The 22,606-nt window shown below is 68.1% G+C and carries 21 protein-coding genes; 3 read left to right on the forward strand and 18 right to left on the reverse strand.

Going from position 1 to position 22,606, the window contains the following annotated elements; all coding sequences use genetic code 11:
- Window positions 1-2 precede the first annotated feature (2 nt).
- From ACZ50Z_RS01210 to ACZ50Z_RS01250, 9 genes are all read right to left on the reverse strand, one after another.
- Complete coding sequence (locus ACZ50Z_RS01210; RefSeq protein ID WP_464481900.1) at window positions 3-1,391, reverse strand: phosphotransferase family protein; 1,389 nt, start codon at window positions 1,389-1,391, stop codon at window positions 3-5.
- Window positions 1,391-2,629, reverse strand: a complete 1,239-nt coding sequence (locus ACZ50Z_RS01215) for an acyl-CoA dehydrogenase family protein (protein WP_464481901.1) — start codon at window positions 2,627-2,629, stop codon at window positions 1,391-1,393. Before ACZ50Z_RS01215 ends, ACZ50Z_RS01210 begins: the two co-directional genes overlap by 1 nt.
- A gap of 10 nt (window positions 2,630-2,639) precedes the next feature.
- Window positions 2,640-3,263, reverse strand: coding sequence for a TetR/AcrR family transcriptional regulator (locus tag ACZ50Z_RS01220; RefSeq protein WP_464481902.1), 624 nt, complete (start codon window positions 3,261-3,263; stop codon window positions 2,640-2,642).
- Window positions 3,264-4,160 (reverse strand): hydroxymethylglutaryl-CoA lyase, encoded by an 897-nt coding sequence (locus ACZ50Z_RS01225; RefSeq protein ID WP_464481903.1) that lies wholly within the window; start codon window positions 4,158-4,160, stop codon window positions 3,264-3,266.
- Entirely contained in the window at window positions 4,157-5,362 is a 1,206-nt protein-coding gene (locus ACZ50Z_RS01230; RefSeq protein WP_464486035.1) for a CaiB/BaiF CoA transferase family protein, read from the reverse strand. The genes ACZ50Z_RS01225 and ACZ50Z_RS01230 overlap by 4 nt, the downstream gene beginning before the upstream one ends.
- Window positions 5,363-5,409: 47 nt before the next feature.
- Window positions 5,410-6,612, reverse strand: a complete 1,203-nt coding sequence (locus tag ACZ50Z_RS01235; protein ID WP_464481904.1) for an alpha/beta hydrolase family protein — start codon at window positions 6,610-6,612, stop codon at window positions 5,410-5,412.
- Entirely contained in the window at window positions 6,612-7,706 is a 1,095-nt protein-coding gene (locus ACZ50Z_RS01240) for a homogentisate 1,2-dioxygenase (RefSeq protein ID WP_464481905.1), read from the reverse strand. Before ACZ50Z_RS01240 ends, ACZ50Z_RS01235 begins: the two co-directional genes overlap by 1 nt.
- 105 nt (window positions 7,707-7,811) lie before the next feature.
- Window positions 7,812-8,783: an NADPH:quinone oxidoreductase family protein gene (locus tag ACZ50Z_RS01245; RefSeq protein WP_464481906.1), complete on the reverse strand. Its 972-nt coding sequence runs from the start codon at window positions 8,781-8,783 to the stop codon at window positions 7,812-7,814.
- Window positions 8,784-8,832: 49 nt separating this feature from the next.
- On the reverse strand, window positions 8,833-9,831 hold the full coding sequence (locus ACZ50Z_RS01250; protein ID WP_464481907.1) for an acrylyl-CoA reductase family protein: 999 nt from the start codon (window positions 9,829-9,831) through the stop codon (window positions 8,833-8,835).
- Between the two features lie 22 nt (window positions 9,832-9,853).
- Here ACZ50Z_RS01250 and ACZ50Z_RS01255 point away from each other — a divergent pair, with 22 nt between their 5' ends.
- Entirely contained in the window at window positions 9,854-10,711 is an 858-nt protein-coding gene (locus ACZ50Z_RS01255) for an oxidoreductase (protein WP_464481908.1), read from the forward strand.
- Here ACZ50Z_RS01255 and ACZ50Z_RS01260 read toward each other — a convergent pair.
- The 3 genes from ACZ50Z_RS01260 to hisN form a co-directional block, all read right to left on the reverse strand.
- On the reverse strand, window positions 10,704-11,909 hold the full coding sequence (locus ACZ50Z_RS01260) for an acyl-CoA dehydrogenase family protein (protein WP_464481909.1): 1,206 nt from the start codon (window positions 11,907-11,909) through the stop codon (window positions 10,704-10,706). The two genes, ACZ50Z_RS01255 and ACZ50Z_RS01260, sit on opposite strands and share 8 nt — an antisense overlap.
- 31 nt (window positions 11,910-11,940) lie before the next feature.
- Entirely contained in the window at window positions 11,941-13,338 is a 1,398-nt protein-coding gene (locus tag ACZ50Z_RS01265; RefSeq protein WP_464481910.1) for an acyl-CoA dehydrogenase family protein, read from the reverse strand.
- A gap of 80 nt (window positions 13,339-13,418) precedes the next feature.
- Window positions 13,419-14,210, reverse strand: coding sequence for a histidinol-phosphatase (hisN, locus tag ACZ50Z_RS01270; RefSeq protein WP_464481911.1), 792 nt, complete (start codon window positions 14,208-14,210; stop codon window positions 13,419-13,421).
- A 33-nt stretch (window positions 14,211-14,243) separates the two neighbouring features.
- On the opposite strand from hisN, the gene ACZ50Z_RS01275 reads away from it, so the two are divergent.
- Window positions 14,244-14,591: a hypothetical protein gene (locus tag ACZ50Z_RS01275; RefSeq protein WP_464481912.1), complete on the forward strand. Its 348-nt coding sequence runs from the start codon at window positions 14,244-14,246 to the stop codon at window positions 14,589-14,591.
- A gap of 6 nt (window positions 14,592-14,597) precedes the next feature.
- Here the strand turns inward: ACZ50Z_RS01275 and ACZ50Z_RS01280 are convergent, their stop codons facing one another.
- From ACZ50Z_RS01280 to ACZ50Z_RS01300, 5 genes are all read right to left on the reverse strand, one after another.
- Window positions 14,598-15,692 carry a PPE family protein gene (locus ACZ50Z_RS01280; protein ID WP_464481913.1) on the reverse strand — a complete coding sequence of 365 codons (1,095 nt, stop codon included), beginning with the start codon at window positions 15,690-15,692 and terminating at the stop codon, window positions 14,598-14,600.
- A gap of 92 nt (window positions 15,693-15,784) precedes the next feature.
- A complete protein-coding gene (locus ACZ50Z_RS01285) occupies window positions 15,785-16,954 on the reverse strand; it encodes a PPE family protein (protein WP_464481914.1) in 1,170 nt (389 codons plus the stop codon).
- Window positions 16,955-17,387: 433 nt separating this feature from the next.
- Window positions 17,388-18,185, reverse strand: coding sequence for a slipin family protein (locus ACZ50Z_RS01290; RefSeq protein WP_464481915.1), 798 nt, complete (start codon window positions 18,183-18,185; stop codon window positions 17,388-17,390).
- Window positions 18,182-18,808: a hypothetical protein gene (locus ACZ50Z_RS01295; protein ID WP_464481916.1), complete on the reverse strand. Its 627-nt coding sequence runs from the start codon at window positions 18,806-18,808 to the stop codon at window positions 18,182-18,184. Before ACZ50Z_RS01295 ends, ACZ50Z_RS01290 begins: the two co-directional genes overlap by 4 nt.
- Before the next feature lie 2 nt (window positions 18,809-18,810).
- On the reverse strand, window positions 18,811-21,141 hold the full coding sequence (locus ACZ50Z_RS01300) for a nitric-oxide reductase large subunit (protein ID WP_464481917.1): 2,331 nt from the start codon (window positions 21,139-21,141) through the stop codon (window positions 18,811-18,813).
- Window positions 21,142-21,396: 255 nt separating this feature from the next.
- On the opposite strand from ACZ50Z_RS01300, the gene ACZ50Z_RS01305 reads away from it, so the two are divergent.
- Window positions 21,397-22,188 carry a universal stress protein gene (locus tag ACZ50Z_RS01305; RefSeq protein WP_464481918.1) on the forward strand — a complete coding sequence of 264 codons (792 nt, stop codon included), beginning with the start codon at window positions 21,397-21,399 and terminating at the stop codon, window positions 22,186-22,188.
- On the opposite strand, the gene ACZ50Z_RS01310 is transcribed toward ACZ50Z_RS01305, so the two are convergent.
- Complete coding sequence (locus tag ACZ50Z_RS01310; protein ID WP_464481919.1) at window positions 22,183-22,599, reverse strand: pyridoxamine 5'-phosphate oxidase family protein; 417 nt, start codon at window positions 22,597-22,599, stop codon at window positions 22,183-22,185. The genes ACZ50Z_RS01305 and ACZ50Z_RS01310 overlap by 6 nt on opposite strands.
- Window positions 22,600-22,606 lie beyond the last annotated feature (7 nt).

Genomic DNA, 22,606 nt, shown 5'->3' on the forward strand with positions numbered 1-22,606 from the left:
TCCTATTCGCTGTCGTATCCGGGGTGGGCGACGGACAGCCGGCGCCGTACCAGGGTCCGCAGGCAGGCCGTGACGTCAACGGCCCGGTCATCCATCTCACCGCACCGGATCGCGGCGGCCAGCTGGCCCTCGTCGGTGACACCCACCCCGGCCAGCGCCGCACGAGATTCGGCCTCGCTGTCGTCGAGCAGTTCGCGCTCGACGATGCGCAACGCGTTGGCCGCCACCCTGGCGTGAAAGTTGACCTGGCCCTCGGTCGCCGCGCGCACGTCGGTCTCCAGGAATTCGGCCACCGCGGCCACGAGTTCGGCTGCCAGTGGGCGGCCGTACGCGCCGGTCACGGTGTCGCCTCGCCCCGATTGCCCGCCTCCTCCTCGCGCCGCCGCGCGGCGCGTATCGTCGGCGGGCGCGAGCAGGTTGAGCAGGTCCCACTCCGTCTCGCAGACGCGGCGCCCGATGGTGGCCAGCTCGACCGAACGGTGTTGACCGCTCAGATGCCGTTCCGCCTGGAATCGGCAGATGACACCCCAGCGCAGCGTGGCCAGGACCAGCCACCAGTGAAACGCCACCCGGTCGACGGTAGCCGCGCCGGCCTGTTCGTAGGCGCGCAGGAAGCTCTCGATGCTGCCGAGGCCGCCGGCGCCCAGGCTGGCCGGGGCGCCGAATCGCCAGGCCCGGATGCAGAACCACGCCAGGTCTTCGTACGCCTGGCCGACGTGCACGAGTTCCCAATCCAGCACGGCGGCAAGGTCGGATCCGTCGACGATGAGGTTTCCCATCCGGAAGTCGCCGTGCACCAGCACCGCCGGCGTCGGTTCGGGCCGGTGGGCGGCCAGCCAGCGAAAGCCCCACTCGAAGGTGGCGGTGGTGTCGCCCATGTCGTCGAGGCGCCGGCGCCATTCGTCGAGTTGGTCCTCGTGGGTCAGGCCCGGACCGCGCGGGTCGGCGCGGTGGATGGCGGCCGCGGCCTGCGCGCACTGTTGCAGCAATCGGGCGCGGCTCGCGTGCCCGTCGGCGGCGTCGAGCTGGCGGTGGATGCGCCGCACGATGGTCTCACCCTTGATCTCATCGCAGATCAGAAACGGATTGCCCAGCGCGGCAGGCGAATCGTCGGCGATCAGGACGTGGGGGACGGGCGCGCCGGCGGCCGCGGCGGCGGCCTGGGACCGGGCCTCGAGTTCCATGCCGGCGTGCACGTCGTCGGGCGGTCCGGTGCGCAGGATCAGCGGGCGGTGCCCTCCGCCGGTCACGGCCTCGAACGCCCAGGTGGTTCTGCTGGCGCCGCCGGTCAGCGCGCGCAGGTTCTCGACCGCCGTGTCGGCACCGATGGCCGACGTGAGCACAGTGGCCAGTTCGGAGGCCAGTTTGGAGGCTAGTTCGTCGCTGTGCATCAGTGCTTGCCGAATTTGAACAGCCGCTGCGCCACCCGGCGAATCTGGATCTCTTCGGCGCCCTCGGTGATCCGGTAACGACGGTGGTGGCGGTAGATGTGCTCGAACGGTTCGTGCCGGCTGTACCCGAGGCCGCCGAAGATCTGCATGGCGCGGTCGGCGGCGTCGCAGACCAGTCGGTTGGCGCGGTAGTTCGCCATCGACACCTTGTCGGAGACCTCCATGTGGTGGTCGCGGTCCAGATGCCAGGCGGCGTATTGGACCAGCAGGCGCACCATCTGCGCTTCGGTCGCCAATTCGGCCAGCGGCCACTGCACGGCCTGGTTGACCGACAGCGGCTTGCCGAACACGGTTCGTCCGGCGGCATATTCGGCGGCTCGGTCGATGCAGTACTGCGCGGCGCCCAGGCTGCTGGCCGCCTGCCGAATCCTGTTCTCGTGCAGGAAGGTTTGCGCCACCTCCAGACCGCGATCCACCTCGCCGAGCACCGCGTCCACGGGCACCCGCACGTCGGTCAGCTCGACCTCGCCGTGATCGGTGGGCATGTTGAACGTCCACCAGTAGTAGGGAACTTTGAATCCGGGCGTATCGGTAGGCACCAGAAACGCGGTGATGCCGACCGCGCCCCCGGGCTCACCAGAGGTGCGCGCGAAGACCAGGTCGTGGGTTGCGCGGTGCACGCCGGTGTTGAACCGCTTGGAGCCGTTGATCACCCAGCTGTCACCGTCGCGTTGGGCGCGTGTTTCCAGCCAGGTGGCATCCGACCCGTGCTTGGGCTCGGTCAGCCCGAACGCCATCGAACGCTCCCCGGTGATCAGCGCCTCCGACCACACCCGGCGTTGCTCGTCGGTGCCGAAGCGCTCCATCATGATCACCTGCGGGAAGTTCCCCACGATCGACGACTCGTTCTGCAGGTCGTTGTGCAAGCCAAGGCCCTTGTGCGCCAGATGTTCCCGAATGACGGCCATGTCGACGTTGCTGCCGTCGCGGCCGCCCAGCGAGGCCGGCAGGCCGTAGCGCAGCCAGCCCGCCTTGTCGGCGCGGCGGCGCATCTCGGCGAGCAGGTCCTCCCACTCGCGGGTCGGGATGCCGTCGTTGTCCCAATCGGTGCGCGCGTGCTCGCGACGCTGGTCGAAGTACTGGATGTTCTCGCGTTCCAGGGGTTTGATCTCGGCCTCGATGAACTCGTCCATCTCGGCGAGCACACCCGGAAGGTGCTCGGGCAGGGTGAATTCCACGTTGATCTCCTTACGCGCCGTACAGGGTCTTCTTCCACACCGTCGAGAGCGTGGTGATGGCGTCCTCGTCGCTGATCTGTATGCCGAGACCGGACTGGCCGACGAACACGGTGGTGAAATTCTCGAACAGCAGCGCGATGGCGGCCGCGGTGTGCTGGGGGTGCAGCTCGGCGCCGTAACCCTGGTCCTGGGCCCGGCGCACCGACGCCGCCACGAGATCGATGCCGAAGCGGCGGAATTCGTTCTGCACCGCGGCGAATCGCTGTTGGGTGGCGGCCAGCTGGGCCACCGCGATCATGATGCCGATGTTCTGTTTGAACATGTTCCAGTAACCGGTGACCACCGCGGTGAAGAAGGCGTCGTCGTCGGGGGAGTCCGGCAGGTGAACGCTCAGCCCCGACGGTGTGACCACCTCGTGCAGGAATGACTCCGCGAGGCCGGCCAGCAGGTCTTCCTTGTCGGCGAAGTACCGGTAGAACACCGCCGGCGATTTCCCCGCGGCCGACGTGATATCGGCCAGCGTGGTGCCGTGGAAACCCCGTTCGGCGAACAGCTTTCGGGCGGCCTGCTCGATGGCCTGCCTGGTCTGGCGGCCTTTGGCGGTCAGCTCGCGGGTTGCCTCCGGGGCCGACATCTAGGTCCTGATCCTGTCGCCGGCGCGCAACAGGGAGCTCGGCAGATCGTGGCCCACCAACGACTTCGCTACCGCGGCCGCGGCGATGGCGGCGTCCAGGTCGACGTCGACGTCGACACCGCTGTCGCGCAGCAGGTACACCAAATCCTCGGTGGCGATGTTGCCCGTGGCGCCCGGCGCGAACGGGCAGCCGCCCAGGCCGCCGACCGAGGCGTCCAGCCGGGTCACCCCGGCGGTGACCGCGGCGTAGGCGCTGGCCAGCCCGGAACCGCGGGTGTTGTGGAAGTGACCGCCCAGCGGCAGGTCCGAAATCACCGGACGCAGTTGTGCGATCAGTGAACTCACGCGGCCCGGGGTGGTGGTGCCGATCGTGTCGGCGATCGACAGGCGATCGGCGCCGCGCTCGCGCGCGGCCGCGGCGATGTCGAGGACCCGCTGCGGCGGCGTGGGGCCTTCGAACGGTGAATCCCACGCGGTGGCGATGACGACCTCGACGGTGAGCTCGGCGTCGTGGGCGATGGCGACGATCTCGTCGATCGCCGCGGTGGCCTCCGCACTGGTGCGCCCGACGTTGGCCTTGCTGAACGTGTCGTCGGCGGCCACCACGTATTCGATGGAGCGCAGCCCCGCGGCGACGGCCCGCTTGGCCCCGTTGGGGCTGGCGACCAGGGCCGAGAATTCGATGTCCGGATAGTCGTGCAGATGGGCGGCGAGCTCGGCGGCGTCGGCCATCGACGGCACCTTCGTGGGGGAGACGAACGCGGTGGCCTCCACCTCGCGGACCCCGGTGGCAGCCACCGCGGCGAGCAGTTCGAGCTTGGCCGACAACGGGATTGGCGACTCGATCTGCAGGCCGTCGCGCAGGGCCACCTCGCGGATGTCGACATGGGGGGTCATAGCACCTCCTGGGCGCGCAGCTCCTCGAGCTCCTCGGCGGTCTTGCCCAGCAACCCGACGTAGACGTCGTCGTTGTGCTCGCCCGGACGCGCGGGACCGGCGTTGCGCAGCCGGCCGGGAGATTCCGAGAGCACCGGAACGATGCCGGGGCCCAGGACGTTGCGCTGCAGCCGTTCGTCATAGTGCTCGACCAGCATGTCGCGGGCCCGCAGTTGCGGGTCGTCGACGACCTCGGCGACCGTGTTGATCGGCCCCGCGATCACGCCTGCGGCGGAAAGGGTTTCGATGATCTCTCCCGGCTGGCGTTCGGCGGCCCAGCAGCCGATGATGTTGTCGAGCTCGTCCTGATTGCGGCCGCGCGCGACGTGCGTGGCGAACCGGTCGTCGGTGGCCAGTTCCGGGCGTCCCATGGCCTTGCAGAGCCGGGCGAAGACGGTGTCCTGGTTGGCGGCGATCACCACCCACGAACCGTCGGCGCTGCGGTAGATGTTGGACGGGGCGATGCCCTCGAGCCGGGTGCCCGACGGTCCGCGCACCACACCGCCGACGTCGTAGTCGGGAATCGTGGATTCCTGGACGGCCAAACAGGATTCGGTGAGCGCGACGTCGACGACCTGGCCGCGCCCGGTGATGCCGCGGCGGTATAGTGCGGCCAGCGCGCCCTGGGCGCCGAACATGCCGGCCAGGCTGTCACCGAGCGACAGCGCCAGCCGCGGCGGCGGGCCACCCGGGAAACCGTTGAGGTGTCGCAGCCCGCTGGCCGCCTCGGCGACGGAGGCGTAACCGGCCTTGGCGGCGTCCGGTCCGGTCTGGCCGTAGCCGGACACGCGCACCAGGATGATGCCCGGATTGCGTTCGCTGAGCACGTCGTAGCCCAGGTTCCACTTCTCCAAGGTGCCCGGGCGAAAGTTTTCCACCACGATGTCGGATTTCTCCACGAGGTCGCAGAACAGTTCGCGGCCCCGGGGGTGGCGCAGGTCGAGGGTGATGGCGCGTTTGTTGCGCGCGTGCACCGTCCAGAAGACGTGCTGCCCGTCGACTTCGGCCTGGCCCCAGGTGCGCAACGGGTCCGGGGCCTTGGGCAGTTCCACCTTGATGACGTCGGCGCCCATGTCGCCCAGCAGCCGCCCGGCGAACGGGCCGGCGATCAACGTGCCGAGCTCGAGCACCCGGACGCCGTCGAGGGGGCCGGCTACATCGATGCGCCGCTCCTCCTCATCGCTGCGCTCTGCATCATCGCCGGCGGAAGTCACGGGCTCTCCGCGAAATCGTGCCGGATCAGCCAGTCGGTGACGATGGTGACGGCGGCCCGCAGCGCGTCGCGCTGGTCGGGTCCCGCGTAATAATGTGTGGCGCCGGGAATTTCGTGGATCTCCTTGTCGGGGTGCCCGATCGCTTCGAAAAGCCGCCGGGTGTGGCTGGGTGTGCACGCGTCATCGGCCAGGTTACCGATCACCAGTGCCGGGATCGCGATGTCCGGGCCGCAGGACACCGCGTCGCCACGGGCGTCGTCGTAACTCCACTGCGAGAGCCAGCCGCGCAAGGTGGAGAACCGGGCCAACCCGACCGGGCTCATGTTCACCACCTGAGGATCCCCCAGGTAGCACGTCCCCGGGACGCGTTCGTTGGGATCGACCGTCGGGTCCAGCCACCGCGGGTCGGCCATGGTGCCGTGCACGACGAACCCGAACTCGTCGTCGGGCCGACCGGCCGCCTTCAGCTCGGCCAGCTTGTCCTTGACCCACGCGGTGATGCGGCGGTTGCGTTCGATCTGCGCGTGGCGGTAGCGGGCCAGGAATTCCTGGCTGTAGGGCGGCTGGTTCGGGTTGTCGGGGTTGTACAGGTCAAGCTCGGGATCGCGCTTGGTGGGGTCGGATTCGTCGAGGATCGACGCGTCCAGCCATTCGGTCAGCGTGCCGTGCCGGCTGATGTGCGCGGCCAGCAGCATGATGCCGTCTGCGACGGGCAGGTCGAGTTTCGTCAGGTCGGGGCCGTCACCGGTGGGGCTGGACGTGATGGTCGGATTCTGCGCCTGCTGCTGGTAGAACACCGACAGCGAACCGCCGCCACTCCACCCGGCCAGCACCACCTTGGAGTAGCCCAGCCGTTTCTTTGCGTCCTTGATGCACTCGCCGAGATCCTCGACCACCTTCTCCATCAGCAGCGCGGAGTCGGTGCCGCGGAAGCGGCTGTTGCAGTAGATGACGTGATGGCCGGCGCGGGCCAGGGCGCCCGTCATCGGCAGGTAGGCGCCGCCGCCGATCGGGTGCATGAACACCAGCACGGTATCCGACGGCTTGTCCTTCGGCTTGAGCAGATAGCTTTCCAGCACGGTGATCTCGGCCAAGCCGCCGTAGACATCCCGGACACCGGAATTATTCTGGAACGCAACGAGATACGGGATCCGCTCGTATTCGTGTTTCGTGGGTTTCACTGCTTGCGCTTGCGTCATCAATGTTGTCCTAGGTCGTTTGCCAGTACCTCGGCCGACGGGGTGAGCCGCCGGCGGGTGTCGATCGCGATCACTTGCCAGTCGACGCGGGAGTACTCGTCGAACTTTCGCCGCGCCCGCTCGCGCGCCTTCTCCGGTGCGCCGTGGTGAACCCCTTGCGGCGCATGCGAAATCAAGCCGGGGGGCATGGGTATGCCGTAGAGCGAGCCGCCGTGGAAGAAGGCGATCTCGTCGTAGTCGACGTTGCGGTGATACCACGGTGTGCGCTCGGTGCCCGCGATGCCCTCGGCGGGCTTGGGCAGAAAGTTCATCACGTAGACGCCGGTGGCTTGCATGAACAGGTGCACGGTCGGCGGCAGGTGGACGCTGTCGGAGGTGACGACGTTGTAGTCGGCGATGTTGAACGTGAACGCGAAGTTGTCACCGCGCCAGCCCTCGACGTCGAGCGGATTGTGTTGGTAGAACAGCGTTGTCGGGCCGCCGCCATGGATAAGCCGGACCTCGTAGTCGCCGCCGGATTCGCCGTCGTCGGCGGGCGCCGGTTCGGGGATGACGACCTGTGACGGGTCGAAGGGGAAGTGGCGGCCCAGCGCGCCGGGCGGCGGTATCCGAAACTCGTCGCTGGCCTCGATCATCAGCATCGTCGTCGGGCTGTCGGGCAGCTGGCGCCAGGTGCACGCCTTCGGGATGTACAGCCAGTCACCCTCCCGATAGCGCAGCGGCCCGAACTCGGTCTCGGCCAGACCGCTGCCCTGGTGGACGAAGCACAGCAGGTCGCCGTCGACGTGACGGGCGTAGAACGGCATCGGCTCATGGCGCCGGCTCAACAGGATTCGGCAGTCGTCGTTGCTGAACATCAGCAAGGGCCCGCCGCCCGCGTCCGTCGCGTCGGCGGGCTTGAGCTCGCTGGAGAGCACGTCGAGGGGACGCAACGGGCCGACCGACCGGTAGGCGGTGGGATCGTTGCGCCGGTAGAGGTTGGCGGTGCGGCCGGTGAATCCGCCGCGGCCCAGCTCGTCGTCCTTGAGCCCGTCAAGATCGGCGTGCAGGCGGCGCGGTGTTCGGCCTTTTCGCAGGTGCACAAAGGATTCCATGGCGGCTCCTCCGATGGGGGCACGATCGGCGGTCACAAAACTGAAAGTGACATTACTTTCTCTTTTGGGCTGACACAAGACCGGTGCAAGCGTCGTCGACGCCCGTCAACCGCGCACGCGGAGCACGACCTTGCCCTTGGCGGTCCGGTTCTCCAGCGAGGCGACCGCGGCCGGGGCATCGTCCAGCGGGTAGGTCGCCGGCTCGGGCGGCGCCAGCTCTCCGGAGGTGAGCAGACGCTCGAGTCCGGCCCACTGCTCGGCCAGCGCGCCGGGATGCGTCCCCGCCCACGCGCCCCAGCCCACGCCGACGACGTCAATGTTGTTGAGCAGCAATCGATTCACCTTGACTGTGGGGATCTCACCGCCGGTGAATCCGACGACCAGAAGTCGTCCGCCGGGGGCGAGCGAGCGCAGGGAGTCGGTGAACCGGTCACCGCCGACCGGGTCGACGACGATGTCGACGCCACGGCCGTGGGTCAACTCCTTGACCGCGTCCTTGAACCCGTCGGCCAGCACCACGTCCGTCGCGCCGGCGGCCGTGGCGATGTCGGCCTTGTCCTGGGTGCTGACGACGGCGATGGTGCGCGACGCCCCCAGCGCCGGGGCCAGCCGCAGCGCCGAAGTCCCGATGCCGCCGGCCGCACCGTGAACCAGGACCGTCTCGCCCCGCTGCAACCGGCCCCGCACGGTGAGCGAGAAGTACACCGTCAGGTCGTTGAAGAGCAGGCCGGCGCCGGCCTCGAAGCTGACGTTGTCGGGAAGCTTGAACACCCGGTCCGGGGCCAAGATTGCGACCTCGGCCATGCCGCCGGAGAGCATCGTGAGCCCGACGACGCGGTCGCCGGGACGCACGTGCGCGCCCTCGGGCGCCGACCGGACCACGCCGGCGATCTCGGCGCCGAGCACGAACGGCAACTCCGGGCGGTATTGGTACAGGCCGCGGGTGAGCAGGGCGTCCGGGAAGGCAACCCCGGCGGCGTGCACGTCGACGACGACCCCCTCACCCGTCGGTTCGTCGATGTCGGCCAACTCGACCGCGTCCGGACCATCGAGCCGGGTCACCCGTACCGCGCGCATGCCACCTCCGTCGTCGCCTCGGATAAAGCTCGACCAGCCTACTGCCGGCTCAAAAACCGCCCGCGACCCGCACCACCGCCCGGCCGGAGAACTTGCCCGCGCGTACCTGGTCGATCACGGCGACGACGTCCTTGACGTCGACATCGCTGACCAGCGAGTCCAGGTGACGCGGCCGCAACGAATCCCCCAGCCGGGCCCACAACGCGCGCCGGGGCCCGATCGGCATCAGCACCGAGTCCATTCCCAGCAGCGACACACCGCGCAGGATGAACGGCATCACCGTGGTGTGCAGGGCCGGACCGCCCGTGAGGCCGCTGGCCGCCACCGCGCCGCCGTAGTCGATGGTGCTGAGCACGTCGGCGAGCGTCGCTCCGCCCACGCAATCCACCCCGCCCGCCCAGCGCGCCTTGCCGAGTGGTCTCGGCTTGGCGTCGGGATCGGCGGGCAGGCGACCGATAACCTCAGCGGCGCCAAGGGCTTTGAGCCGCTCGGCGGCATCGGCCTTGCCGGTCGAGGCGACCACCCGGTACCCGGCCGCCGCCAGCAGGTCCACGCTGACCGAGCCGACACCGCCGGTGGCACCGGTGACCACGATGGCGCCGGCGTCGGGCGCAATGCCCCAGTCGATGAGCGCCTGCACGCTCATCGCCGCGGTGAAGCCCGCTGTGCCGATCGCCGCGCCCTCGTGTGGGCTCAACGCGCCGAGCGCCACCACCTGGTCGGCCGGCAACCGCGCGTATTCGGCGTAGCCGCCGTGGTGGCCGGTGCCGATCGCATAGCCGTGGGCCAGCACCGCGTCGCCGACGGCGAAATCGGGTGAGGCGGTCTCCACGACCTCGCCGGTCAGGTCGATGCCCGGCACCACCGGATAGTTGCGCACCACGCCGCCGCCCGGAGTCAATGCCAGGGCGTCCTTGTAATTGACGCTCGAATACAGGACCCGGATCGTCACGTCCCCGGGCGGCAGGTCGTCGGGGCGAAGTGTCTCCACCGATGCGGTGATCCGGTCACCATCTTGGCGCGCGACAAGCGCGTGAAACGTGTCCATGCTTCGACGCTAACCTCACCGTATGGATCCCTTTCCACTCGGTAGGTTTTCGGTCAACCGGGTCGGCTTCGGCGCCATGCAGTTGCCCGGGCCGAACGCTTTCGGCCCGCCGCGCGACCGCGGCGAGGCGCTGGCCGTGCTGCGGCGCGCGATCGAACTCGGCGTTGACCACATCGACACCGCCCAGATCTATGGGCCCGACGTCGCCAACGAGTTGATCCGCGAGGCGCTGCATCCCTATCCGCCAAACCTGGCGCTGGTCAGCAAGGTCGGCGGGCGCCGCGACGACGACGGGGCCTGGCTGCCGGCCGGCGATCCGGCCGAACTGCGCCGCGAAATCGAGACGAACCTGCGCACCCTCGCCGTCGAGCAGCTCGCCGTGGTCAACCTGCGGGTGTTCGAAAGCGGGGCCCCCAATCAGCTGTTCGACGACCAGCTCTCAGCCATGATCGACGCCCGCGATGCCGGATTGATCGGCGGAATCGGGTTGAGCAACGTCAGCCGTGAGCAGCTCGCGCATGCGTGCGAGCGCACCGAAATCGCCTGTGTGCAAAACGCATTCAATCTCATCCACCGAGAATCGGCCGCGGTGCTCTCCGAGTGCACGACGCGGAGGATTGCCTTCGTCCCCTTCTTTCCGCTCGGCGCGGCGTTCATGAGGCCCAACCCGGTGCTCGGCCATCCGCTGGTCCAGGGCATCGCGCAGCGGCTCGGCCGCACCCCGGCTCAGGTCGCGCTGGCGTGGACGCTCGGCGTGGCTCCCAATGTGCTGCTGATCCCGGGCACGTCGTCGGTGCGGCACCTGGAGGAGAACGTCGACGTGGCGTCGGTCGAACTCGACGACGACGACCGCGCGCGGCTGGACTCGGTCGCTACCTGAGCTCCGCCGAAGACAGGCCCAGCAGGCGCCGTGCGACCACCAGCTGCTGAATCTGTTGGGTTCCTTCGAAGATGTCCAGGATCTTCGAGTCGCGCGCCCACTTCTCCAGCAGAGTCTGCTCGGAATAGCCTGCGGTGCCGGCCAATTCGACGGACTTGAGGGTGACGTCGGTGACCATCCGGCCGGCCTTGGCCTTGCTCATCGACGCTTCTTTTGAGTTCGGGATCTTGTTGTCGGCCTGCCAGGCAGCGCGCAGCGACAGCAGGTAGGCCGCCTCCCAGTCGGCTTCCATGCGCAAGAACTCCGCCGCCGCCGCGCTCTGAACGTGCGACGGCCGGTCGTAGGAGATCTCCACGCCGGCCTCGGTGAGGATTTTGCGGATTTCCTCCAGTGCCGCGCGGCCGACACCCACGGCCATGGCGGCGACGATGGGCCGGGTGTTGTCGAAGGTCTCCATGACCCCGGAAAAGCCCTTGCCGACCTCGATTTCGGGGTTGCCGAGCAGGTTTTCCTTCGGAATGCGGGCGTTGTCGAACCGGATGGCGGCGGTGTCGGAACCCTTGATGCCCAGCTTGTGCTCGAGCCGCTCGACGGTGACGCCCGGGTGCTCGCGCGGCACGACGAACGACTTGATCGCCGCGCGGCCCTGTGTCTTGTCCAGGGTCGCCCACACCACAATGTGGGTGGCGCGCGACCCGGCGGTGACGAAGATCTTCTCGCCGTTGATCACGTACTCGTCGCCGTCCAGGGTGGCGGTCGTCGCGACCGCCGCCGAGTCCGACCCGAAGCCGGGTTCGGTGATCGCCATCGCCGCCCACACCTTGCCCAGGCGTTGCAGCTGCTCCTCGTTCGCGACCGCGGAAATCGCGGCGTTGCCCAGCCCCTGGTAGGGAACCGACAGCATCATCGCGAGGTCACCCCAGCTGGCTTCCAGCGTCTGCAAGAGCGCGGCCATGTTGGCGCCGTTGTGGTTCTTGTCCCGTTCTTCGTCCTCGCCTCCCAGCGCGTTCGCGCCGGCGAATTCGATTGACTCCGAAGCCCCTTCGAAGAGGCTGAACAGGGTGTCGAGCTCGACCGGGTACGCGTGTTCCTTGAGGTCGTACTTGCGGGCGATCGGCCGCATCAGCTCGGCAGCGCCCTGATGCGTCTTGGTCGTGACCGCTTGCATCTTGCGGGGCAGTTCCAGATTGATTGCCATGATTGAACTTTCAGCTCGAGTCGGATTCGACTTAGATGACGACGACACCCTCGGCGACGCCGATGGCCCGCAGATCGCGGTACCAGCGCTCGACCGGGTGCTCTTTGGTGTAGCCGTGGCCGCCGAGCAGCTGGACACCGTCCAGGCCGATCTGCATGCCCTTGTCGGCGCCGAGCCGCTTGGCCAGTGCCGCCTCCCGGATGAAGGGCAGGCCCTGCTCGGCGCGCGCCGCGCCGCGCCAGGTGATCAGCCGCAGCCCGTCCAATTCGATGGCGATGTTGGCGCACATGAAGGCCACCGCCTGGCGGTGCGCGATCGGCTCCCCGAAGGCCTCGCGTTCCTTGACGTAGGGGACGACGTAGTCGAGCACGGCATGCGACGTGCCGACCGTCAGCGCCGCCCAGCCCAGCCGGGACAGCGCGATCGCCTCGGAGTAATCCTGATCGGACGCGTCATCCTCGCCGAGCCGCGCGCCCAGGGGCACCGACACGCCGGAGAGCTCGACGTGGCCCAGGGCCGCGGCGCGCAGCCCCATGCTGGGATCGGCTTTCACGGTCAGGCCTTTGGCCGACGACTCGACGAGGAACAAGGCCGGCTTGCCGTCGAGCTGGGCGCCGATGATGAAGAGCTCGGCGTCGGCCGCGGCCGGCACCAATGACTTCACGCCGTCGAGGCGGTAGCCGCTCGGGGTGCGCACCGCGGTCGTCTTCAGCCGGGTGGGGTCGAAGAGCGGTTGCGGTTCGGCGATGGCCACGCAGGCCTGCGGCACGTTCTCGCCGGCGAACTCCGGCAGGTAGGTGGCCTGCTGGTCGGCGCTGCCCCAGTGGGTCAGCGCGGAGGCGACGCCACCGGGGGCCAGCAGCGGCAACGCCAGACCCATGTCGCCGTAGGCGAGCGCCTCGGCGACCAGCACGTTGGTCACGCTGGACCGGTGGGCGGCGATGCCGTCGAAGTCCTCGGGAATGTTGATCGCCGTGATGCCCAGCTCGGCGGCCTTGGCGATCAGGTCGCGCGGATAGGTCGCCGCCTCGTCGGCGTCGTGCGCCGCGGGGCGCAACACTTCTGCGGCGAAGTCATCGAGGGTCTCGACGATCATCTTCTGCTCGTCGTCGGGTGTCAGGTCGAAATAGTCCTTGCCGCTGGACTTGAGCCGGGTCGGACCGCCGCGCAGGTTCTGGACCCGCGTGAACTGACGAGACGTCGTGGCGGCCGTGGAGAAGACGGTTTTGGTGCCGTAGCGCAGAGCGCGGTTGAGGGGGTCGCGCAGCCGGTACTTGTCCAGGAATTCCTGCCCGACGAGCGGCGTGATGAGCGCGATGGCGATGTCGACGCCGGTGCGTTTGTGCGGTTGCAGCCCGACGGCGGACTTATGGTCGCGGCGTTTGACGCGGGGGCGGGCGGTCGTTTGTGGGGAACCGGAATCGGTCATTGGTCAGCGGCCTCAGGTTGTCGGGCAAGCGGATAGAGCCGATCTTACTCCGGAGTAAGATCGGAGAGAACACTTGTTAACTAATTCACAGCGAGGCTGCCGAGCACCTGGTCCTGCAGCAGGCCGTTGGTGGCCACGGCGCTGCCGTGATGCGGTCCCGCGGTGCCGTCCAGCGCGGTCAGCGTCCCACCCGCTTCGCGCACCAGGATGTCCAGCGCCGCGAGATCCCACACCGACACTTCCGGTTCGGCGGCGATGTCGACCGCCCCCTCGGCCACCAGGCAGTAGGACAGGAAGTCGCCGAACGCGCGCACCCGCCACACCGCGTCGGTGAGCGCGATGAAGCGGTCCCGCACACCGAGCTGCGCCCACCCGGACAGACTGGAGAACGACAGGCTGGCCGAATTCAGTTGCGTCACCGAGGAAACCGATATCCGGCGGGCCGGGGCACCGTTGACCACGACGAAGGCGCCGTGGCCGTGCGCGGCCCACCACCGGCGCTGCAAAGCCGGGGCGCTCACGGCGCCGACGATGGGGACGCCGTCGTGCAGCAACGCGATCAAACTGGCCCACACCGGCACCCCGCGGACGAAGTTCTTGGTGCCGTCGATCGGGTCGATGATCCACTGCCGCCCGGTGAACGTGGTGTCCCCGCCGAACTCTTCGCCGACGATGCTGTCGCTTGGGCGTTCGCGTGCGAGCACCTCCCGCAGCTCGGTTTCGACCGCGCGGTCGGCGTCGGTCACCGGCGTCAGGTCCGGTTTGGTGTCGACGCGCAGGTCCAGCGCGCCGAATCGGGAGGAAGTCAACGAGTCTGCGCGGTCGGCCAGCGTCAGTGCCAGCGCCAGATCGTCGGAACTCGTGCGACTCATGACGCAGTCTTATCACGGCCCTACGATGGCGGGGTGTGGGAATTTGGACTGCTGGTCCTGCTGGTCGCGGTGCTCGCGGTATTTCTCGTCCAGCGGTTCGTGCCGCGCGGCCCCCGGGGTGAGCAGCTGAGCGGCACGCTGCTGGTGACCGGAGTCAGCCCGCGACCCGACGCCACCGGCGAGCAATTCGTCACCATCGCCGGGGTGATCAACGGCCCGTCGGTCAACGAGCACGCGGTGTATCAGCGCATGGCCGTCGACGTGAATCAATGGCCGACCATCGGTCAACTGTTTCCGGTGCTGTATTCGCCGAAGAATCCGGACAACTGGAAATTCGCTCCGTCCGCTCCGCCCGCGCCGCAGCAGCCACCGGCGGGCTAGCGCGGATCAGCCGGCCGCGGGCGGGCGCGCCATGACCGTGATGCGAACGCCGTAGCGGGGCACCACCAGCGCGGCCCGCCGGACCGTCCCTCCGGGTATTCCGGGCACGCCGGCGGTGGCGGGCCCGGTACGGGCTATCGACTCGGTCGCAGGCAGGCCGGACAGGCCGCCGCCGGACCCCGCCGTGACGGGGTCGCCCGCCGCGGTGGCCCAGCCCGCGGGCACCGACATCGAGCCGATCCGGCCGGCGCGGGCGAGCACCGCATTGACGCGCCCCAGACCGGCCCCGGCACCGCTGAGCGCGGGCGCTTTCGGGAGCGAGGCCGGAACCGCCGCGAGGTTCGGCAAGATGCCCAAGTTCTTGTCGGCCTGGATGATTCCGGCGTTGAAGCCTTCCGCCGTGAAGAGAGACCTGAACGCGACCTGGGTGCCCAGGATCGTGTCAAGGATCCGAAAGTTGGCCGGGATTTGCGACGCCCCGGGCGCGGCGGACGCGGCCTGCGAGCCCGCGTTGGAGCCGGCGGCGCTGGTGTCGGCTTGGGCGACCGCGGCGTTTTGAGCCGTCACCCCGGCCGGGTCGGTGGCCTGGCGCGGCGCGGAGAACGGCGAAAACTGCACGGCCGCAGTAGAACTGGCGGAATAGCCATACATCGCGGAAGCGTCCTGGGCCCAATATCCGCCGTATTGGGCTTCGGTGGCCGCGATCGCGGCGGTGTTCTGCCCGAAGAAGTTCGTTGCCACCAGCGTCGCCAGTTGGGTGCGGTTGGCCGCGATCACGGGCGGGGGCACCGTCATGGCGCGCGCCAACTCGTAGGCTGCCGCGGCCGCCCGCGCCTGTGTGGCCGTCTGCTGTGCGCGCTCGGCCGTCGCGTACAGCCATCCCACATAGGGGGCGGCGCTGGCCGCCATCGCCTGGGAGGCGGGCCCGTGCCAGTACAGGGCCGTCAGGCCGGACAGCACCGATTCGTACACGGCGGCCGTGATGCTCAACTCGGCCGAGAGCGAGTCCCAGCTTCCGGCAGCAGCCAGCAGCGAGCCCGACCCGGGGCCTGCATACATGCGGCCAGAGTTCACCTCTGGTGGAAGAAATTCGAAATCCATTGTCTTACAGCGCTATCGGCTGCGTACAACGAAACTGCTCGCGGATAACGGTTTGTTCTCTAACCGACGGCAGTTGGCGGATTGGCGGCACGTCACCCGGCGGCCGGCGGGCGGGGCATCACGGTGAGCCGCACACCGTAGCGGGGCGGGACACCCGCGCCGGCGGCTCGCGAGGCGCCGCCGCCCGGCATGCCGGGGTAGCCGGGATAACCGGACGCCACCGGCTCTTCGGTTCCCGGCAACGTGGTGAAACCGGCCGGTTCCAAGGGCGAGATATGGGTGCTCGTGGGCGCGGCCCAGCTTGCGGGCACGGACATCGGCCCGATCGATCCGGCGCGCGAGAGGCTTGCGGTGACATTGCCCAGGCCCCCGCCCAGACCGCCGCCGAGACTCGTGGCAGCACCGGAGAGTGCGGGTGCGGCGAGCGCGGGAGCGGCGGCCAAGGGCTTGGCGAGGACGCCCAGATTGTTCTCGGCCCCGATGATGCCCGACACGAACTGTTCCATGTTGTAGGGAGCGCTGAAGCCGAGGCCCGTCCCCTGAATGGCGTCGAGGACCCGGAACGCGTTGGCATTGGCGTTGGCCGCGTTGGTTGTCGATGCGTCCAAGTAGTAGTAGTTGTTCTCCGTCGTTCCCGGTGTTGCGTCTAGCGCTGAAAACGTCTGCGTGACGGCCTTGTTGGCAGCGGCGTTGGTGTTGGCCGTGGTCACGGCGGCCTTCTGGGCGGTCACCCCGGACTCGTTGGTGGAGTTGTTCGCGGGCGCAAACTGCGGCAACTGGGTCGCGGCCGCCGAGGACACCGAGTAGCCGGACATGGCGGCGGCGTCCTGTGCCCAATAGTCGGCGTACTGCGCCTCGGTGTCCGCAATCGCCGCGGTGTTCTGGCCGACGATGTTCGAGGCGACCAACGCGGCCAACAGGGCGCGGTTGGCGGTGATCACCGGCGGTGGCACCGTCATCGCATAGGCCTGCTCGTAGGCGGCCGCGGCCGTCCGCGCCTGCATGGCCGTCTGCCTGGTCTGCTCGGCGGTCGCCTGCAGCCACTGCGCGTAGCGGGCGGCCGCGAGCGCCGCCGCCTGCGCTGCGGGACCACGCCATTGCAGGTCCAGGCCGGCGAGCGCCGATTCGTAGCCCTCGGCCGCCGAGCTCAGCTCGGCCGACAGCGCGTCCCAGCTTCCCGCCGCGGCCAACAGCGAGCCCATCCCGGGACCCGTATACATCCGGGCGGAGTTGAATTCTGGTGGAACAAAAGCCCAATCCATGTGGATACATCCCCTCAAAGTGCGGTGTGCGGACAAACGGCACTGGCGCCGGCGCCTGCCGCAACGGCGTTGATCAAAGTTGGTGGGCCGATCCCGAGCCGGCTGTGCAAGCCGGCACAGATCACCCCCGCGTCGGGGGATGGAACGGCCGGGCGCGATTGCTCCGCGCCTGCCTAGGGGGCAGCGCGGTACTTATCGAGTTGGCGGACTGTGCGCACAGGGCATCGCGAGAGACCTTCGGTTTTTGGGCCCTTCAAAAATCGCAGCTGCGGCCCACACGTGCGGGGTTTTGCCTATTTCGCGGGGTCGACCAGGCAGATTTAAGACGGCGTTTGGCTGTTGTTCATCGTCCGTTAACCAAATGCGGGTCCAGATCTACGCGTGTCGAATACCGAAAGCGTTTGACGCGCTTGGTATCTGGGCTGACGCCGCGTCAGCCGCGGTGGTTGAAGTTGTCGACCACGCCCTTCAGCATCTCCGGGTTGCGCAAAAACGGCGTGATGATGTCGACCGGCAACGGGAAGACGACGGTCGAGTTCTGATCCGCCCCCAGCTCCAGCAGCGTCTGCAGGTAACGCAACTGCAGCGAGGCTGGGCTCTTCGAGAGGGTCTCGGCGGCCTCGCGCAGCTCTTCGGAGGCCTGCAGCTCGCCGCGGGCGTTGATGACCTTGGCGCGGCGTTCGCGTTCGGCCTCGGCCTCGCGGGCCATCGCCCGCTGCATCGACTCGGGGATCTCGACGTCTTTGATCTCCACGACACGGACCTGAACACCCCAGGGTTCGGTCTGCTTCTCGATGATCGTGCGCAGATCGCTGTTGAGGTCCTCGCGGTGCGCGAGCAGCGTGTCCAGGTCCGCACGGCCCAGCAGCGAACGCAGGGTGGTCTGGGCGATCTGCGAGGTGGCGACCGCGTAATTCTCCACCGCCAGAATCGCTTTCAGCGGATCGGTCACCTGGAACATCACGACGGCGTTGACACGGGCCGGCACGTTGTCGCGGGTGATGACCTCCTGCGGCGGAATGGTCAGGGTGACCAGGCGTTGGTCGACGCGAATCATCTTGTCCAGAAGCGGAATAAGAAGGCGCAGGCCCGGGGAGTACAGCGGACGTACGTGTCCCATCCGGAACACCACCCCGCGTTCGTACTCGCGCAGCACCGCCAGCGACCACGTCGCGAGTACCGCGAGCACAACGAGTCCGGCGGCGACGAGGCCGATCAACAGCGTGGTCATGTCGTGTTGTCCTCCTTGGGCTTCCAGCCGCCCCAGCGCGTGGAATAGCGGTCGATCGCCGCGGCCGCCTGGTCCTCGATCGCGGTGCGGTGCGGAAGGTATTCGGGCGCGTTGGAAGGAGTGTTCCACAGGTGGCGGACGAGCGGCAGCCCGAGCAGCGCGACAAGAAGCACGGTCGCCATCAGGATCAGCGTGTCCGCAGCGGAGTGGTTGGCGACCAATGTGGCCAGCGGTAAGACGATCCCCAATGCGGCCACGCAGCAGGCGATTCCGCGGTGAAAGCGGCCGGCATCCGAATGCGGCCACGGGTCTACCTCTCGGCTTATCTCGCGACCGTGCTCGGACGTGGTGCAGTCGGATTTGACGGGGCAGCTGTTACAGACCACCGGCAACGCGCGATAGCGCATGACCCGATGCCTCGGATCGAATGACGTCGGCCACAGCCAATGATCCTGGGGACATATCCACGCGTCATGGTCGGGCCGGTAGGTGAATTGTCCTGTGCGCCAGCGCGCCGCGTGCGCCGACGCCCGTCGCGCCATGACGTCGAAACTCCAGCCGACGCCCAGCAGGGCCACGGAGTACCCCGCGATCAACCACACCGAGGTCGCCGGCGCGGTCACCGTCAATCCTTCGCCGGCACCGCGGCGCCGGCCTCCGGCTCGGCCGCGGCCTGGGTGTACAGCGGATTTTCGGGCAGCTCCTGCGCCGTCGTGCCCGTCCGGAAGTTGCGCAGCGCCGTCCAGGCGATCCAGACGAACGGCACGACCCCGCCGACGATCAGGATGACGTCACCGGGTAGCCGCAGCCACTCGAGCACCGCGTTACCCGGCTTGGTGATGTAGCCCAGCGACCGGGCCTCGAAGTAGCCGTCGTTGACCGAGTGGTAGAGCTGCAGCACGCCGAGCGGGAGCAGGGTGGCGAACACCATCCAGGCCAGCCCGATGTTCATGCACCAGAACGAGATCCGCGCCAGCTTCTCTGGCCACTTGTCGGCAGGGATCACGTAGCGGAAGGCGAACATGGCCAGCCCCACCGCGAGCATGCCGTAGACACCCATCATCGCGGCGTGCCCGTGGTTGGCTGTGAGCGCGGTGCCGATCTGGTAGTAGGACACGATGGGCAGGTTGATCAGGAACCCGAAGATGCCCGCCCCCAAGAAGTTCCAGAACCCGACCGCCACCAAGAACATGACCGCCCAGCGATGGGGGAACGGGTTGGCGTCACCGGACTGCTGGCGCGCGCCGAGCTGCAGAAACGCCCAGGCCTCGACGGTCAGGAAGGTCAGCGGAATGACCTCGGCCGCCGAGAAGAACGCGCCCAACGCCATGTGCTCCACCGGCGTGCCGGAGAAGTACAGATGATGCATGGTGCCGATGACTCCGCCGGCCGAGTACAGGATGACGTCGAGGAAGATCACGCCCAGCGCGATCCGCTCGCGCACCACGCCGAGCAGGACGAACATGTAGGCCACCATCACGGTGGTGAACAGCTCCAGGAAGTCCTCCACCCACAGGTGCACGACCCAGAACCGCCAGAAATCGGCGACCGTGTAGTGAGTGTCGCTGCCGGCCAACAGGCCCACCGCGTAGAAGGCCGGGATGGCCAGCCCGGAGAAGAAGAACAGCCAGGGCATGTTCATCTTCGACTCGCCTTTGAGCCGGCCCCGGATGCCGCGCCAGATGATGGCGATCCACAGGAACATGCCGATGATCAGCAGGATCTGCCACAGCCGCGGCAGGTCGAGGTACTCCCACTGCTGGGAGAACAGCCCGCCGGCCGGGATCACGCCGTAGATGGAAAGCGCTTCACAGATCAGCGAGCCGAACACCACCACGGCGACGGCGCCGAGCAGCACGTAGGCGAGCAACGCCTGGCGCCTGGGCTCGCGGCGCGCGATGAACGGCACCAAGAAGATGCCACCGGCCAGAAAGGCCGCCGCGGTCCAGAACAGCGACAACTGCAGGTGCCAGGTGCGGGCCAGGTTGTACGGCAAGATCCGGGCCAGATCGATGCCGAAGAACGTCGACAGATCGGCACGGTAGTGCTCGGCCGCCGCGCCCAGCAGCGTCTGCGCCAAAAACAGCACCGACACGATCGCGAAGAACCAGATGCAGGCCCGCTGCGCCGGGGTCAGGCTCACCTCGCCGGGTTGGCGGAACGACAGGGTGGACGCCTCGGCGCTGTGCCAGCCGACCTTCTGGCTCCACCGGCCGTAGACCGCGAACATGACCCCGATGCCGCCGAGCAACGCGATCAGCGACAGCGCCGACCAGACGATCACCGACGCGGTGGGGCCGTTGTCGACGCGTGGCTCCGCGGGCCAGTTGTTGGTGTAGGTGTATTTGTGGCCGGGTCGCTCGGCCGCCGCGGCCCACGCCGTCCAGGCGAAGAATCCCGTCAGGTCACGGATTTGCGCCTTGTCGGTGATCAGGTGCGGCAGCAGACCGTATTTCGTCGAGTTCTCCCCGAAGTAGGCGGCGTACCGGCTCTGGATGTTGTCGAACGCCGCGGCCTGCCGATCGGTGAACACCAACGTCTTCGTCGCCGGGTTGTAGCGGTTGGTGCGGAACTCGGTGACCACCCGATCACGCGGGTCGGTGACGCCCTGCGCCCGCAGTTGATCGGCGACATCCTGCGTTGCCGAGCGCAGGTATTCGGCGGTGTAGTCAGGTCCCAGGTAGGCGCCATGGCCCAGCACCGAGCCGTATTCCATCAGTCCGCGGGCCTGGTAGAGCTCTTGCCCACGGGTGATGTCCGCACCGGTGAACAGCACCCGACCGGATTCGCTGACGACTTTGTCCGGCATCGGCATCGACGCCGAATAGGTGCGGTAGGCCAAAATGCCCATGACCAAAAAGCCGAAGATCATGACGAGGGCGACGCCCTGAACCCAGCCCTTGCCGACCAGGGGCTGTGACGATGGCTGTTGGGCGGATGTCGGTTGAGCGGTCATGCGCGAGGTCTCCCGTCTCGGTGATGGCTGTGGTGCCCGCTGTCTCGCATGTCATACAAACCCGGTTTTCGTCCGCACCCAGTATTCGGTTGCCGGCGTCGCGATGGCAACAGTTAATTCGCGCGGCTTCGCGGTCAGTAGGGTCCAATGGCACCAATTTCGGGACCAATGCCTCTGGGGGAGAGCGCTTTACGGGCAATAGCCTAAGGGTGAACGGTGTAGCGAAGGCCCGATGGCTCAACGGAGGAAGTCGCGATGAGCAAAATATATCCAGCTCCGGCAATTGTCGTGGGAGTCGACGGATCCCGGGCGGCGACCCATGCGGCGGTATGGGGGATCGACGAGGCGGTCAGCCGCGATATCCCGCTGCGACTGGTCTACGTCATCGATCCGCGCGATGCCTCCGGCGTGCGCGGCGGCGACACCCGTCTCGCCGTCGCGCGCGCCGCGTTGGCCGACGCCCATCGCGCCGTCGACGCCGCTGGCGAGCCGGTCAAGGTGGAAACGGATATCCTATGGGGCAAAACGGTTTTCAAGCTGATCGAGGAATCGAGGTCGGCGGTCATGATCTGCGTCGGGCGGATCGGGATCAACCACGCCTGCCGCGGCGGACCCTCGGTGGCATCCTCGTTGGTCCGCGCGGCCCTGTGTCCGGTTGCCGTCATCCAACCGTCGACCGGCCGTGGGGCAATCGCGCGGGTCGGCAGCGTCGTCGCCGAAGTGGACAACGGGACGGTGCTGCGGCACGCGTTCGAGGAAGCGCGGCTACGCGGAGCCACACTGCGAGCGGTATCGATCTCGCGCCGCGGGAGCGGCGGTGCGCTCGGAAACCCCACGGCGCACGCGCAATTGGATCGCCGACTCGCCCGGTGGATGCGGTTGTATCCCGACGTGCACGCCGAGCAGGCGGTCGCGGGCGGCACGGTCGACCGGTATCTGCGCACCCACCACGAGGCGGGCGGGCTGGTGGTCACCGACACCTACCGTGCCGAGCCGCTGTGCGACGCGGGGCACTCCGTGCTCGCGATCCGCTGCGGCAACCTATAACTCGGGCTCCGGGCCGAACCGGAAATGACGACCGGTGACTTCGGTCGGCGTGATCCGCACATAGTGCGGCTTGGGCATGGCCGTCCACGGCAGTAATTGCGCGCGGTCGGCCTTGGCGATGTCCGCGTCGGTTTTCAGCAGCCGAGCGCGACCGCGGACGATGACACTCCACCCCTCGACGAGGTTGTGGTCGTCCACCTCGAAGACCACCGCGTGGTTCGCCACGGCCGAAAACAGCTTGGTGCCCTCGGCGGTCCGGAACAGCACGGTGCGTTCTTGGGCCACGAAGTTGACCGGAAAGATCTCGGGCTCACCGGCGAAGTTGGTGACCAGCCGGCCCAGCGTGACGCTGCCCAACAGATTCCAGCTCTCGTCTTCAGTAAGCACGCTCACTGGTTCGTCGCCACCCACGACCCCA

This window comes from Mycobacterium sp. NTMscope_MAC_269 (genome assembly GCF_976985695.1).